Here is a 14141-nt window from a genome sequence, read left to right on the forward strand (position 1 = left end):
GCAACCATGGCGGCGTGAATGCTGCCGCCTCCCCTGCCGCAAAGCGCACGACCCGCTGGCGCCTCCGCCGCCCCGGCCCACGAGGCCGGCGCTGGCTCACGATCCTGATCTTCCTGCTGGCGGCACTCCTGCTGCTGATCGCGCTGTGGGACTGGAACTGGTTCAAGGGGCCGGTTGAGCGTGCGGTGCAGGCACGCACCGGCCGTGCGCTGCACATCGGGAACCTTGATGTCGACCTCGGCCGCACCAGTACGATCCGCGCCGATGCGATCACCTTCGCCAATGCCAGCTGGGCGAAGCAACCCGATATGGCCACCGCAGACCGCGTCGAGATCGACGTGCGGGTGTGGCCGCTGCTGCGCGGCAGCGTGCAGCTGCCCGAAGTACGCCTGACCCGGCCGGACGTGCTGCTGGAAGCAGCGCCGCGCAAGGGCGACCCGGGCAATTGGGATTTCCTCGGTGGCAGCGCCGGTGGGACCAGCCCGCAGCTCAAACGGTTGCGCATCGATGACGGTCGCCTGCAGTTCCTCGACGCGCTCGGCCGTACCGATATCCGCGTGGACGTGCGCAGCGGCCAGCCGAAACAGGCCGATGCGGCGCCACCGCTGCTGGTACAGGGCAAGGGACACTGGCAGGGCAATCCGTTCACCCTGCGTGGCGGCACGGAATCACCGCTGGAGCTGACCGACAGCGACCATCCGTTCCGCATCCATCTCGATGGCCGAGCAGGCGCCACCCACGCGGTAGCCAGTGGCACGCTGACCAATCCCTTCCAGCTGCGCGTGTTCGATCTGCAGTTTGCGCTCAGCGGCCAGGACCTCGCCGACCTCTATCCGCTGCTCGGCATTGCCATTCCGCCGTCGCCACCCTATGCGTTGAACGGCCGGCTCAAGCGTGACCACAACGTCTGGCGCTACGACGCCTTCACCGGCAAGGTCGGCGACAGCGACCTCGGTGGCAATCTGCAGTTCGAAGTGGGCGGTGCGCGGCCGCGGCTGACCGCCACGCTGGAATCCAAGCGCCTGGACTTCGATGACCTTGCCGGCTTCGTCGGTGCCCCACCGAAAACCGGCGGCGGCGAAACCGCCAACGCCGAACAGAAGGCCGAGGCCGCACGGGTTGCCGCCCGCGCACGCGTGCTGCCCGACACGCCCTACAACCTCGGCAAGCTGCGCGCGATGGATGCCGACGTGCGCTGGAAGGCCCACCGCATCAACGCGCCATCGCTGCCGCTGGACGACATGGACGCGCACCTGTTGCTGGATGACGGCGTACTGCGGCTGGACCCGCTGAACTTCGGCGTGGCCGGAGGCGATATCCGCAGCACGATCCGCATGGACGCGCGCCGCCCGCAGATCAGCACCGCCCTGAAGGCCAGCGTGCGCGGCGTGCAGCTCGGCCAGCTGTTTCCGGACGCGAAACTTGCCGAGCAGGCCAAGGGCGGCATCGGCGGCGAGGTGGACCTGAGCGGCCGCGGCAACTCGATCGCCGCGATGCTCGGCAGCAGCAGTGGCAAGGTCGGCCTGGCGATGGGCCGCGGCCATGTCGGCAACCTGGTGATGGAACTGGCAGGGCTGGACATCACCGAATCGCTGAAATTCCTGGTGACCGGCGACAAACAGATTCCCCTGCGCTGCGCCTTCGCCGACTTCGGCGTGCGCGACGGCCTGATGACCAGCCAGGCGCTGGCGGTGGACACTACCGATACGATCCTCATCGGCGAAGGCACGGTCAGCCTGCGCGACGAGACCCTGGACCTGCTGCTGAAACCGCGCCCGAAGGACAAGAGCATCCTGGTACTGCGCTCTCCACTGCACATCAGTGGCACGTTCAAGGACCCGTCATTCCGCCCGGACTTCAAGGCGTTGGGCATCCGGGGAGCCGTGGCCCTGGCACTGGGCAGCATTGCGCCGCCGGCGGCGTTGCTGGCGACCATCGAACTGGGGCCGGGGAAGGATGCCGACTGCGGTGGGCAATATGCGAAGTAGGTTTACAGCGTTGTTCGCGGCGCCTCTTTTCCCGCGCGTAGAGCCGGAGCAAGGCGACAGGCAGGACACGCCGTAAATACGTCCCTGTAGGCTCGGTCGGCGCATCCATGCGCCTCACGGTCCTGCCTGCCGCCTTGCTCCGGCTCCGGACAGTTTCCAGCGCGCGCGGAACGAGAGCGAAATTCAAAGTCAAAAGAAGAAAGCAAATTCAAAAGCTGTTGCCAACCAAGGTTGGCAGCTACCAAAGGCGAGCCACCGCGCATGTATGCACCGCGCTCGCAGGAACGTGTCCAAGGGCGGAGGGCATGGGCGTGCAGGACCGTTGGCGCCATGGATGGCGCCATCGAGCCCCCATGGATGGGTTTACGGCGTGTCCTGCACGGCCATGCCCTCCGCCTCCCGGCGTAGCAGGAAGGCGCGGCTTTGGCTTTGGCTTTGAGCTTCGAAAAGCGGGCCGGCGGGCCCCAGGCCCGCCAGCGAACAACTCACCCTGCCACGATGTACTGCTGCAGCTGATCCAGCTCGCGCCGCTGCGCATCGATCACCGACTTCACCAGGTCGCCGATGGAAATCACCCCCAGCACCTGTGCCCCCTCCACCACTGGCAGGTGGCGGATGCGGTAGTCGGTCACCAGCTGCAGGCAGTGCTCCACCTGCTCGCCCGGCGAGACCGTCACCACCTTCGCCGTCATGATCTCGGCCACCGCCGTATCCCGCGACGAACGATCACGCAGCACGATCTTGCGCGCGTAGTCGCGCTCCGAAAGGATCCCGACCAGCCGCGGACCGTCCATCACCAGCACCGCGCCAATGCCCTTTTCCGCCATCAACCGGATCGCATCGATCACCGCCGCATCCGGCGCGACCGCATGTACTTCAGGAGACTTGCCGTCCAACAGTTGCCGTACCGTGGTCATCTGCCTGCCCTCCGAGGGTGGGTTGCAGGGCCGAGTCTGCCACGGCGGATGCTAGCCAGGCGTCAACCAGGTACAACGGGCGCTGCTTGGATTCCTCGTACAGCCGTCCCAGGTACTCACCGATCAGGCCCAGCGCGATCAACTGCACCCCGCCCAGGAACAAGATCACCGCCATCATCGTCGGCCAACCCGCCACGCGGTCACCGTACAGGGCCGCCTTGGCAATCACCCACACGCCGAATACGAAGGCCACCGCCGCCGTTGCCAGGCCCATGTAGGTCGCCGCCCGCAGGGGAACGGTCGAGAACCCGGTGATGCCCTCCAGCGCGAAGTTCCACAGCCGCCACAGGCTGAACTTGCTGGAGCCGGCCACCCGCGCGTGACGGTGGTAGGGCACAGCAATACGCTTGAATCCGACCCAGCTGAAAAGGCCCTTCATGAAGCGGTGGCGTTCACGCATCTCGCGCAGCGCACTCAGCGCGCGTGGCGACAACAGGCGGAAATCACCGGTGTCGGCAGGGATAGGCGTGCGTGACAGGCGACCGATCACCCGATAGAACGCCGCCGCCGTGGCGCGCTTGATCCAGGCTTCGCCATCGCGGGCCATGCGCGTGCCATAGACGTTGTCATGGCCCTCGCGCCAGCGCGCAACGAACTGCGGCACCAGTTCCGGCGGGTCCTGGCCATCGGCATCCAGGATCATCGCCGCGCCGTCGCGCACCAGATCCAGGCCGGCAGTCAGCGCGGCCTCCTTGCCGAAATTGCGCGACAGCTTCAACGCCGATACGCGCGCGTCGTCCTGCGCCAATCCTGCGATCACCTGCCAGGTACCGTCGTGGCTGCCATCGTCCACATACAGGATGTGGCCATCGATGTCGGGCATTCCGTCCAGCACCGCACACAGGCGGGGATGCAGGCACGGCAGCGCCTGCTCCTCGTTGTAGGCGGCGATGACGAAAGTAAGGCGTTCGCGGTTCATGCCCGGATTGTACGTTGCCTGCAGGTGCATGGCCTGCCGCCCCGAGGGCAGGTGTCCTCAGTCTTCCGACAGGTAAGCCGCGCCGCCCAGCTGCCGTGCCTGGCGCTGGATCCATGCCGCGCGCCGCTGCACGTACGGCCCTGGCTTTGCCGCGTTGTAGCGCCGCGGTGCCGGCAGCACCGCCGCCAACCGCGCGCTCTCGGCCGGGGTCAACCTGGACGCATCCTTGCCCCAGAACGTCTGCGCCGCCGCCTGCGCGCCATAGACGCCGTCGCCGAACTCGGCGATGTTGGCGTACATCTCCAGGATGCGCTCCTTCGGCCACAGTGCTTCGATCAGCACCGTGTACCAGACTTCCAGGCCTTTGCGTACCCAGCTGCGGCCCTGCCAGAGGAACAGGTTCTTGGCGACCTGCTGGCTGATCGTGCTGGCCCCCCGCAGGCGCCCGCCCTTGGCATTGTGGTCGCGGGCCTTCTCGATGGCCTGCAGGTCGAAGCCGTTGTGGTCGGGGAAGCGCTGGTCCTCCGCGGCCACCAGCGAGATCGGCAGGCTCGCTGCCATCTGGTCCAGGTCGCGCCACTGGTAATGCAAGCGATAGGACCAGTCGGCCTCCCCCAATGCCTCGCCATAGCGCCACAGCATGACCGTGGATACCGGCGGGTCGATGAACCGCAGCACCAGTACCTGCAGGCAGCTGAAAGCGGCCAGCAGCAGCGGCAGCCAGAGCAGCCGTTTCCAGCGCCAGCGCCTGCGGCGCGGGACTTCCGCGATGGCCTCCACCTTGTGCTGCTCTCCCCCTGCCCCCATTACTGGTGCATCCTTCTTCTATCCGGTTGTCGGCGCATTATCCGGCAACCGCCCTCGTTTACGCGCGATGTGAGCCGATGACCGCCAACCCCGATTCCCTGATCCGCTTCCTGCTTCCCGACGCTGGCGTCCGTGGCGTCCACGTGCGCCTGCAGGCTACCTGGCAGGAGATCCTGTCCCACGCCGAGTACCCGGATACCGCCGCCGAACTGCTCGGCGAGGCCTGCGTGGCCTCGGCGCTGTTCACCGGCCACACCAAGATCGATGGCCGCCTCTCGATCCAGCTGCGCAGCAGCACCGCGCTGCGCACCCTGTTTGCCGAGTGCACCGCTGCCGGTACCCTGCGCGGCATCGCCCAGCTCAGCGAGGGCACCGATGCGCCGCGCGACCTGTCCAGCCTGGGTGATGACGCCCTGCTCGCGATCACCATCGAGAACCCGGGCCTGGACCCGCGCGAGCCGCAGCGCTACCAGAGCCTGGTCGCGCTGACCGCACCGGAGCTGGACGAGGCCTTCGAGGACTACTTCCGCCAGTCCGAACAGCTGCCGACCCGCCTGCTGCTGGCCGCCGACCGCAACGGCGCCGCCGGACTGCTGCTGCAGAAGCTGCCGGGTGACGAGGGTGACGAGGACGGCTGGGCGCGTGCCAGCGCCCTGTTCGAGACCCTGGGCAAGGCCGAGCTGCTGGCGACCCCGGCCGAGCAGTTGCTGCACCGCCTGTTCCACGAAGAGAAGCCGGAACTGATGGGCGGCAAGCCGCTGTCCTTCGCCTGCTCCTGTTCCCGCGAGCGGGTCGCGTCGATGCTGCAGTCGCTGGGCGAGGACGAGGCCCGTGCCGCAGCCGCGGACACCGGCGCCGTCGAGGTCCGTTGCGAATTCTGCGGGCGGGAGTATCACTTTCCTTTGACGGAGTTCGGCATACTGTTCCACGGTGCCGAGGGGACTGTACCGGCGCCTGAACGGCTTCAGTAAACAGCTTGTCTTGCATCTGGGGGGATCAAGGCTTGTTAAGAATTCATAAACACCCTAGGATCAAGTTCCCGTCTCCGCGGGAACTTCCGTTGTCCGTCCCTGTCTGAACTGGTCCGATGCGTACCTTCCTGCGTCTACCGCTGGCCCTGCTGATCGCCCTTGGCGCGATCACGGGCGTGCACGCGCAGAGCAAGGACACCCGGACCGTGCTGCCGGTATGGAACAAGGGCAGCGGCAAGGTCGAGGCCCTGCTGTATCTGGAGCCCACCGGTGAACAGGCCGCCGGCGCCCGCTGGCACTTCGGCCGCAACTCGCTGGATGCGGCCTTCGGCCTGTCCTCCGGCGATTCGCTGGGCCTGCTCTGCAACAGCAGCAGCGGGACCAGCATGAGCGGCCTGGCCAGTCACTGCATGCTGGCCAGCCTGGGTGACGACGACGACCTCAACAGCCGCCGCTTCACCGGTACCGCCGCGCTGAACCGCGGCAGCAGCCGTCTCGGCATCACCGCCGGCACCGGCCGTGAAACGCTGCCGGCGTGGCTGTCCGGCCCGAACAAGACCCCCTCGCTGCGCGCCGAGCAGAACGACCTGACCGTATTCGCGCAGAAGAACATCGGCCGCGAGGGTTTTGTCTCGATCGCCGGTACCTACGCCAAGGCCCGCCTGGTACCGCTGGCCGACGCCGCACCGTCCATCGTCGACCGCTGGGACAGCAAGAGCCTGAGCATCGGCGCCGGCTACGGCAACTTCACCGGCAGCATCATCGGCCGCGTGATCGACGTGCCGGGCAAGCCCGGCAAGTGGGAGGGCCTGGGCATCGGCCTGACCTGGCGTACCCCGTGGTCTGGCCAACTTACCGTTGGCGCCGAGAACGTGATCAGCCGCGGCAAGAATCCGTTCTCCCCGCGCAATGAAAGCAATGACGACGGCACCGTGCCGTATGTGCGTTACGAACAGGATCTCTGACCCCACCTCCTGGGTCTTCCTGCAGTGACTTCTCCCGGGCGCCGAAAGGCGCCCGTTGCGTATGCGCGTTCGTGATACACGCAGAGCGCTTTTCGACGAATTGGATACCGCGCAATTCACGTCGACATACTGCGATACACATCAACGGAAACTTTTTTCGTCACTTTGCGCTAACAAACGAGACGGATTGATGTCACCTGCGATTCAACCCCTTGATTTCGTGCATCAATTTTCATTTTTACCAAAATCATAGACTTGATTAACGCAGCTTTAATTCTTGGCGAACGCCCGCTACTATCGGCTCAGCCTCGCGATTTGGGAGCGCTTTTCGCTCCCCCGCCGGGCATTAACCCAGCCAAGATTTCTTGGAGAGAGAGAGCCAATGAATTTCCAGTCCAACAAGCTGCGCGATGCCGTTCTGGTCGCGCTCGTTGCCGGTGTGGCGTCCACTGCCACCGCCCAGGCCCAGGAAGCGACCAACCTTGACCGCATCTCGGTCACCGGTTCGCGCATCAAGAGCACCGACATCGAAACCTCGCAGCCGGTCCTGAGCCTGACCCGCGCCGACATCGAAAAGCAGGGCGTGACCTCGGTCGCCGACATCCTGCAGCGCGTTGCCGCCAACGGTGCCGCCCTGAACCGTACGTTCAACAACGGCGGTGATGGTTCGTCCGGCATCAGCCTGCGCAACCTCGGTTCTGCACGCACCCTGGTGCTGGTCAACGGCCGCCGCTGGACCACCGGCCTGGATGGCAGCGTCGATCTGAACACCATCCCGACCGCGATGATCGAGCGCATCGACATCCTGAAGGACGGTGCATCGACCATCTACGGTTCGGACGCCATCGCCGGCGTGGTGAACATCATCACCAAGCAGAACTTCGATGGCGCGGAAGCCAACTTCTACAAGGGCCAGTACAGCGCTGGTGACGGCGAGCGCGAAGCAGCCGACTTCACCATCGGCACCACCACCGACCGTGCGTCGCTGATGCTGGGTGTCTCCTACGTGAAGGAAGACAAGGTCATGGCTGGCGATCGCAAGATCTCCGCCGGTGGCCCGCCGTTCTTCGACGGCCAGAGCAGCACCGGCATGCCGGGTTCCTACCTGCGCAATGACGAGCGCTATGTCCAGATCAATGGCGTGGAAACGCCGTTCAACGCCAATGTCCACGGCTACAACACCGCACCGGACAACTACCTGCTGACGCCGCAGGAACGTACCTCGCTGTTCGCATCGGGCTCGTACAACATCACCGACAACGTCACCTTCCGCACCGAGGCGATGTACAACGAGCGCAAGTCCGAGCAGCTGCTGGCCGCCATGCCCGTCACCGGCATGCGCCTGAGCAAGGACAGCATGTACAACCCGACCGGTGAAGACCTGACCGGCGTCAACCGTCGCTTCAACGAGAGCGGCGGCCGTTCGTTCAACCAGAACGTCAAGAACTGGCACTTCTACGGTGGTTTCGAAGGCTTCTTCGAATTCGCCGATCGCAACTTCGACTGGGATGTCGGCTACCGCTACGACAAGACCGACCAGAACGACCTGACCTACGGCCTGTTCAACCTGGCCAACCTGCGTAACGCCTACGGCCCGTCCGAGCTTCGTGGCGGCGTGCCGGTGTGCGTTACCGCTCCGGGTGGCGACATCATCTCGGGCTGCGTACCGGTCAATGCGTTGGGTCCGGAAGGCTCGATCAGCCAGGGCGCCATCGACTACACCTCGTTCACCGCCCACGATTCCTCCAACCTGGTATCCAAGGGCTACTACGCCAACATCTCCGGCGAGATCGCCCAGTTGCCGGCAGGTGCCCTGGCGTTCGCTGCGGGCTACGAGTACCGCAAGGAATCCGGCCAGTTCGATCCGGACGCCTTCATTGCTGCGGGCCTGAGCACCGGCAACGGCGCCAAGCCGACCAAGGGCAGCTATGACCTGGATGAGTTCTTCCTGGAACTGTCGATCCCGGTGCTGGCCGATCTGCCGGGCGCCAAGCTGCTCGACTTCAGCGCGGCAACCCGCTACTCGAAGTACAGCAACTTCGGCAACACCACCAACAACAAGTTCGGCTTCCGCTGGAAGCCGATCGACGACCTGATGATCCGCGGCAACTACTCGGAAGGCTTCCGCGCGCCGAGCATCAGCAACCTGTTCGCAGGCGATGGTGATTCGTTCGAAACCTACGCCGATCCGTGTGCGGCCGCCAACGGCCCGACCGGTGCAGTGCTGGCGCAGTGTATTGCCCAGGGTGTTCCGGCTGGCTTCGTGCAGCCCAATACCCGCGACGATGATGGCGTGCCGCAGTCCGGTGCCGCACAGACCGCCGAGCCGTTCACCTGGAAGTCCAACCCGAACCTGAAGCCGGAAACCTCGACCAGCAAGACGCTGGGCCTGGTGTGGAGCCCGAGCTTCGTGACCGGCCTGAACGTGACCCTGGACTGGTGGCAGATCAAGATCGAAGACGCCATCACCCGTCCGGCGATCCAGGACATCATGAACTACTGCTACGGCGGCTCGCCGGCTGAGCAGGCAGCCTACTGCGGCCTGATCACCCGTGACCCGACCTACGGCACTGCCGCCGAGCGCTACACCATCACCAACGTCAACATGCCGCTGCAGAACCTGGCGTCGTACAAGGTGGAAGGCTGGGATCTGGGCATCCTGTACCGCCTGCCGGAAACCTCGATCGGCCAGTTCACCGTCACCCTCGACAGCACCTACCTGAGCAAGTGGGAAACCAAGGCCACGGAAGACTCGCAGGTCGAAGGTCGCCAGGGACGTTACCTCGACCAGGATCCGTACTGGCGCATCCGTTCCAACCTGTACGTCGACTGGTCCTATGGTGATTTCGGCGTCAACTACGGCCTGCGTTACAAGTCGGGGATGACCGAGTCCTGCCTGCTGGGTGGTTCGCTGCGCAACTACTGCTCGGATCCCGAGAACCGCGAAAACCACATGGGCGCCACGACCTACCACGACGTCCAGTTCCGCTACAACACGCCGTGGAAGGGCACCATCATGGTCGGCCTGAACAACGTGTGGGACAAGAACCCGCCGGTCTCGTACTCGACCTCGTACAACATGTTCGACCCGCAGTACGACCTGCCGGGCCGCTACATGTACATGCAGTACAAGCAGAAGTTCTGATCGATCCACTGATCAGCTGATGCAGCAACGGCCCCGCAAGGGGCCGTTGTTCTTTGTGCCTCCGGCAATACGTGGATGGCACGCAAGGATGGCACGCAAGGATGGCACGCAAGGATGGCACGCAAGAAAAAAGCCGCGGCAATGCCGCGGCTTTCTCGTGACCAGTACGGCGATCTTCAACCGTTCGGAATCAGCGTCTCGATGAGATGCTCGACATAGGCCTCGAAATCCTCACGCGCCTGCTTGGGCTGCTGCAGCTGCAGCGACAGCTGGAGGAAGCCGACATAGGCGGCGTAGGCCAGGCGTGCGCGGTGGCGCGCATCGGTCGAGCTGAGCCCTGCCTGGCGGAACGAAGCGATCAGATAGTCGAGGCGGCGCTGCGACACGCGGTCGATCACCGGACGCACCATCGGATGGTCCAATGCCTTCAGCAGCTCGCTGTAGATGATGTGCGGCTGCACTTCATGCGCCACCATCTGGAACAGCTGGCGCAGGCGCACGCGCGGGTCCGGTACGTCTTCCAGGCTGCCGAACACCTGTTCCTGTTCGAACAGTTCCCAGCGTTCCAGCGCGGCCTGCAGCAAGGCGTCACGCGAGGGGAAATGCCAATAGAAACTGCCCTTGGTCACGCCGAGGCGCCGCGCCAGCGGTTCCACCGCAACGGCGCCTACGCCTTGTTCAGCAATCAGGTCGAGGGCCGCCTGGGCCCAGTCTTCGGCACTCAGGCGGCTGTTGCGGCCGGCGCGCGGTTCGCCGGCGGAAGCGTCAGGTTGATTCATGGGCTGATTTAACCATACGCCGGGGTTCGTTGCAGTACGCCGTTGCGGGCGAAACCGTCAAAGGGCTCTCCCGCAGGGCTGCCGCACCGCACCATACGATGCAGCATTGACTTCCCTCACAAGCGATCCATACTAGCAAGTATGGTTACGTCCCCTACTCCCGCTGCGTTCCATGACCTGCACCTGGAGGCGGCCCATGGTGCCCGCCTCGCCGCCACTGCCAGCGACCACGGTCGTCGTGGCCGGGTGCTGTTCGCGCACGGTTTTGGCCAGACCCGTCACGCCTGGAATGCCACCGCGCGTGCCCTGTCTGCAGCCGGCCTGCAGACGCTGGCTTATGACGCACGTGGTCACGGCGATTCGGACTGGAATGCCGCCGACCTGCCCTATCACGGCGAACAGTTCGCCGATGACCTGATCGTGCTGGCCGGTGAACAGCCGCGCCCGCCGGTGCTGGTTGCGGCCTCGATGGGGGGCCTGTTCGGCCTGCTGGCCGAGTCGCGCTGGCCGGGCCTGTTCTCGGCGATGGTGCTGGTCGACATCACCCCGCGCTGGGATACCGCCGGTGTCGAGCGCATCCTCGCCTTCATGACCGCCCATCCCGACGGCTTCGCCTCGCTGAGCCAGGCCGCCGACGTGATCTCGGCCTACATGCCGCACCGTCCGCGCAAATCCGAGCAGTCGCTGCGCGCGCTGCTGCGCGAAGACGGTCACGGCCGCTGGCGCTGGCACTGGGACCCGCGCCTGGTGGCCGAACTGGCCCGCGACAGCGAACAGCACCAGGACGCACTGGCCGAAGCCGCGCGCCAGGTGAAGTGCCCGCTGCTGCTGGTCAGCGGCGGTCGCAGCGACCTGGTCACGCCGCAGACCGTGGCCGAATTCCTGGCGTTGGCGCCGCACGCGCGCCATGTACAGCTGCCGCAGGCCACGCACATGGTCGCCGGCGATGACAACGACGCCTTTACCGCTACTGTGTTGGACTATCTGGACGTGTTGCCCGCAGCAGACGCTGCGGCTTCGTCCGCCACAAACGAGCACGTCACCGGAGCACGCTCATGAGCATCGTTCTTCCCTTCCTCGCCCTGCTGCTGGCAGGCGCGTTCGTCGCCTACCACCGCATGCGGCTGGTTACCTGGACGCTGATCAGCGTGGCCCTGCTGGCCGCCTGCTGGTTCATTCCCTACGTCAACCAGACCGCCACGATCGTCGCAGCCGCTGTATTGGCCGTCATCGCCGTGCCGCTGCTGCTGCCGTTCATCCGCAAGCCGCTGCTGACCGGCCCGATGATGAAGGTGTTCCGCAAGGTGCTGCCGCCACTGTCGCAGACCGAGCGCATCGCGCTGGAAACCGGCTCGGTCGGTTTCGAGGGTGAACTGTTCACCGGTGATCCGGACTGGAACATCCTGCTCAACTATCCCAAGCCGCAGCTCACCGCCGAAGAACAGGCCTTCCTCGATGGCCCGGTGGAAAAGCTGTGCACCATGGTCAACGACTGGGAAATCACCCACGTCCACGCTGACCTGCCGCCGGAACTGTGGGCCTTCATCAAGAAGAACAAGTTCTTCGGCATGATCATCCCGAAGGAATACGGCGGCCTGGGCTTCTCCGCGCTGGCCCACCACAAGGTGATCCAGAAGCTGGCGTCGGTGTCTTCGGTGGTCAGCTCCACCGTCGGCGTGCCCAACTCGCTGGGCCCGGGTGAACTGCTGGTGCATTACGGCACCCAGGAACAGAAGGACCAGTACCTGCCGCGCCTGGCCGATGGCCGCGAAGTGCCGTGCTTCGGCCTGACCGGTCCGTTCGCCGGCTCCGACGCCACCTCGATTCCGGACTACGGCATCGTCTGCAAGGGCGAGTGGAACGGCGAGCAGGTGCTCGGCGTCAAGCTGACCTTCGACAAGCGCTACATCACCCTGGCCCCGGTTGCCTCGCTGATCGGCCTGGCCTTCCGCATGTACGATCCGGATGGCCTGATCGGCGATACCCGCGACATCGGCATCACCCTGGGCCTGCTGCCGCGCGACACCGCCGGTGTTGAAATCGGCCGCCGCCACTTCCCGCTGAACTCGACGTTCCAGAACGGTCCGATCCGCGGCAAGGACGTGTTCATTCCGCTGACCCAGCTGATCGGTGGCGCTGCCATGGCCGGCAAGGGCTGGAACATGCTCAACGAGTGCCTGGCCGTGGGCCGCTCGATCACCCTGCCGTCCACCGCCAGTGGTGGTGCCAAGGCCGGTGCCGCCGTGACCGGCGCCTATGCACGCATCCGCAAGCAGTTCGGCCTGTCGGTCGGCCGCTTCGAAGGCGTGGAAGAAGCGCTGGCCCGCATCGGCGGCAAGGCCTACAAGATCAGTGCGCTGTCGCAGGCCACCGCCGCGGCGGTTGACCGTGGTGACGTGCCGTCGGTGCCGTCGGCGATCGCCAAGTACCACTGCACCAACATGAGCCGCGAAGTGATCTCGGACATGATGGACGTGATCGGCGGCAAGGGCATCATCCTGGGGCCGCGCAACTTCGCCGGCCGCAGCTGGCAGGCCGCGCCGATCGCGATCACCGTGGAAGGCGCCAACATCATGACCCGCAGCCTGCTGATCTTCGGCCAGGGTGCGATCCTCTGCCACCCGTGGGTGCTGAAGGAAATGAAGGCTGCGCAGGATCCGGATACCCGTGCCGGCCTGCAGGAGTTCGATCGCAGCCTGTTCGGCCACATCCGCTATGGCCTCTCCAATGCCGTGCGTTCGTTCTGGTTCGGCCTGACCGGTGCACGCTTCGGTGCTGCCCCGGGTGACGCCTACACCCGCCGCTACTTCCGCAAGCTGGACCGTTACTCGGCCAACCTGGCGCTGATGGCCGACATCTCGATGATGACCCTCGGCGGCAAGCTGAAGTTCAAGGAATCGCTGTCCGGCCGCCTGGGCGATGTGCTGAGCCACGTCTACATGACCAGCGCCATGCTCAAGCGCTACCACGACGAAGGCGCACCGCAGGCCGACCAGCCGCTGCTGGCCTGGGCCTTCCATGACAGCGTGCACAAGATCGAAGAATCGCTGTCGGCCGCGCTGCGCAACTTCCCGATCCGTCCGATCGGTTGGCTGATGTGGGCGTTGATCTTCCCGCTGGGCCGTCGTGCCGAGGCCCCCGGCGACCGCCTGAGCCGCCGTGTTGCCGCTCTGCTGATGGCGCCGAACGAAGCCCGCGACCGTCTGGCCAGCGGCGTGTTCCTGACCCCGTGCGAGAACAACCCGGGCGGCCGTATCAACAGCTACCTGAGCAAGGCGATCATGGCCGAGCCGGTGGAGCGCAAGTTCCTGAAGGCGCTGAAGAGCAAGGGCATCGAAGCGCTGGACTTCAAGAGCCAGCTGGACGAGGCCGTGGCCGAAGGCGTGATCACCCAGGACGAGCGCAGCCTGCTGGAAGAACTGCGCACGCTGACCCTGGACACCATCACCGTGGACGATTTCGACACCCACGAACTGCGCGCGGCCAGCTACTACGACCGCCAGCACAAGGACCCGCATTCGCAGGCGGCCTGATCGCCCGCGACACGCGTTGCCTCGACGGCGGGCCTTGGCCCGCCGTCGCTTTATCCG

At 65.4% G+C, this 14141-nt stretch carries 10 protein-coding genes; 6 read left to right on the forward strand and 4 right to left on the reverse strand.

What is annotated here, in order from left to right:
- Positions 1-14: 14 nt before the first annotated feature.
- Entirely contained in the window at positions 15-1988 is a 1974-nt protein-coding gene (locus ACZLIB_RS17370; protein WP_478468249.1) for an AsmA family protein, read from the forward strand.
- Between the two features lie 485 nt (positions 1989-2473).
- Here the strand turns inward: ACZLIB_RS17370 and ACZLIB_RS17375 are convergent, their stop codons facing one another.
- From ACZLIB_RS17375 to mtgA, 3 genes are read right to left on the reverse strand one after another with little or no spacing between them, the layout of a single operon-like run.
- The gene (locus tag ACZLIB_RS17375) at positions 2474-2905 is read right to left on the reverse strand and encodes a CBS domain-containing protein (protein ID WP_019336409.1); all 432 of its coding nucleotides are present in this window, start codon (positions 2903-2905) and stop codon (positions 2474-2476) included.
- Entirely contained in the window at positions 2865-3884 is a 1020-nt protein-coding gene (locus ACZLIB_RS17380) for a glycosyltransferase family 2 protein (protein WP_049401430.1), read from the reverse strand. Before ACZLIB_RS17380 ends, ACZLIB_RS17375 begins: the two co-directional genes overlap by 41 nt.
- A 57-nt stretch (positions 3885-3941) precedes the next feature.
- Positions 3942-4691 (reverse strand): monofunctional biosynthetic peptidoglycan transglycosylase, encoded by a 750-nt coding sequence (gene mtgA, locus ACZLIB_RS17385; RefSeq protein WP_478468250.1) that lies wholly within the window; start codon positions 4689-4691, stop codon positions 3942-3944.
- Positions 4692-4768: 77 nt separating this feature from the next.
- Here mtgA and hslO point away from each other — a divergent pair, with 77 nt between their 5' ends.
- The 3 genes from hslO (at position 4769) to ACZLIB_RS17400 (ending at position 9772) form a co-directional block, all read left to right on the forward strand.
- Positions 4769-5662 (forward strand): Hsp33 family molecular chaperone HslO, encoded by an 894-nt coding sequence (gene hslO / locus ACZLIB_RS17390; protein WP_071228203.1) that lies wholly within the window; start codon positions 4769-4771, stop codon positions 5660-5662.
- Positions 5663-5778: 116 nt separating this feature from the next.
- Positions 5779-6627: an XOO1806 family protein gene (locus ACZLIB_RS17395; protein ID WP_049420960.1), complete on the forward strand. Its 849-nt coding sequence runs from the start codon at positions 5779-5781 to the stop codon at positions 6625-6627.
- 382 nt (positions 6628-7009) lie between these two features.
- Positions 7010-9772: a TonB-dependent receptor plug domain-containing protein gene (locus ACZLIB_RS17400; RefSeq protein WP_032130066.1), complete on the forward strand. Its 2763-nt coding sequence runs from the start codon at positions 7010-7012 to the stop codon at positions 9770-9772.
- Between the two features lie 176 nt (positions 9773-9948).
- Here ACZLIB_RS17400 and ACZLIB_RS17405 read toward each other — a convergent pair whose 3' ends face one another.
- Positions 9949-10551 (reverse strand): TetR/AcrR family transcriptional regulator, encoded by a 603-nt coding sequence (locus tag ACZLIB_RS17405; protein WP_006464233.1) that lies wholly within the window; start codon positions 10549-10551, stop codon positions 9949-9951.
- Between the two features lie 141 nt (positions 10552-10692).
- On the opposite strand from ACZLIB_RS17405, the gene ACZLIB_RS17410 reads away from it, so the two are divergent.
- Positions 10693-11610 (forward strand): alpha/beta fold hydrolase, encoded by a 918-nt coding sequence (locus tag ACZLIB_RS17410; protein WP_032130065.1) that lies wholly within the window; start codon positions 10693-10695, stop codon positions 11608-11610.
- Positions 11607-14084, forward strand: coding sequence for an acyl-CoA dehydrogenase (locus ACZLIB_RS17415; RefSeq protein ID WP_478468251.1), 2478 nt, complete (start codon positions 11607-11609; stop codon positions 14082-14084). Before ACZLIB_RS17410 ends, ACZLIB_RS17415 begins: the two co-directional genes overlap by 4 nt.
- The last annotated feature ends 57 nt before the right edge of the window (positions 14085-14141 follow it).

The organism is Stenotrophomonas sp. 220_Sma, assembly GCF_056487375.1.

Excerpts from the sequence above, each read along its gene's own strand:
- ACZLIB_RS17380 (WP_049401430.1), bottom strand. The coding sequence starts at position 3,884 with ATGAACCGCGAACGCCTTACTTTCGTCATCGCCGCCTACAACGAGGAG.
- ACZLIB_RS17410 (WP_032130065.1), top strand. The coding sequence starts at position 10,693 with ATGGTTACGTCCCCTACTCCCGCTGCGTTCCATGACCTGCACCTGGAG.
- ACZLIB_RS17415 (WP_478468251.1), top strand. The coding sequence starts at position 11,607 with ATGAGCATCGTTCTTCCCTTCCTCGCCCTGCTGCTGGCAGGCGCGTTC.
- ACZLIB_RS17395 (WP_049420960.1), top strand. The coding sequence starts at position 5,779 with ATGCGTACCTTCCTGCGTCTACCGCTGGCCCTGCTGATCGCCCTTGGC.
- mtgA (WP_478468250.1), bottom strand. The coding sequence starts at position 4,691 with ATGGGGGCAGGGGGAGAGCAGCACAAGGTGGAGGCCATCGCGGAAGTC.
- ACZLIB_RS17405 (WP_006464233.1), bottom strand. The coding sequence starts at position 10,551 with ATGAATCAACCTGACGCTTCCGCCGGCGAACCGCGCGCCGGCCGCAAC.
- hslO (WP_071228203.1), top strand. The coding sequence starts at position 4,769 with ATGACCGCCAACCCCGATTCCCTGATCCGCTTCCTGCTTCCCGACGCT.
- ACZLIB_RS17400 (WP_032130066.1), top strand. The coding sequence starts at position 7,010 with ATGAATTTCCAGTCCAACAAGCTGCGCGATGCCGTTCTGGTCGCGCTC.
- ACZLIB_RS17375 (WP_019336409.1), bottom strand. The coding sequence starts at position 2,905 with ATGACCACGGTACGGCAACTGTTGGACGGCAAGTCTCCTGAAGTACAT.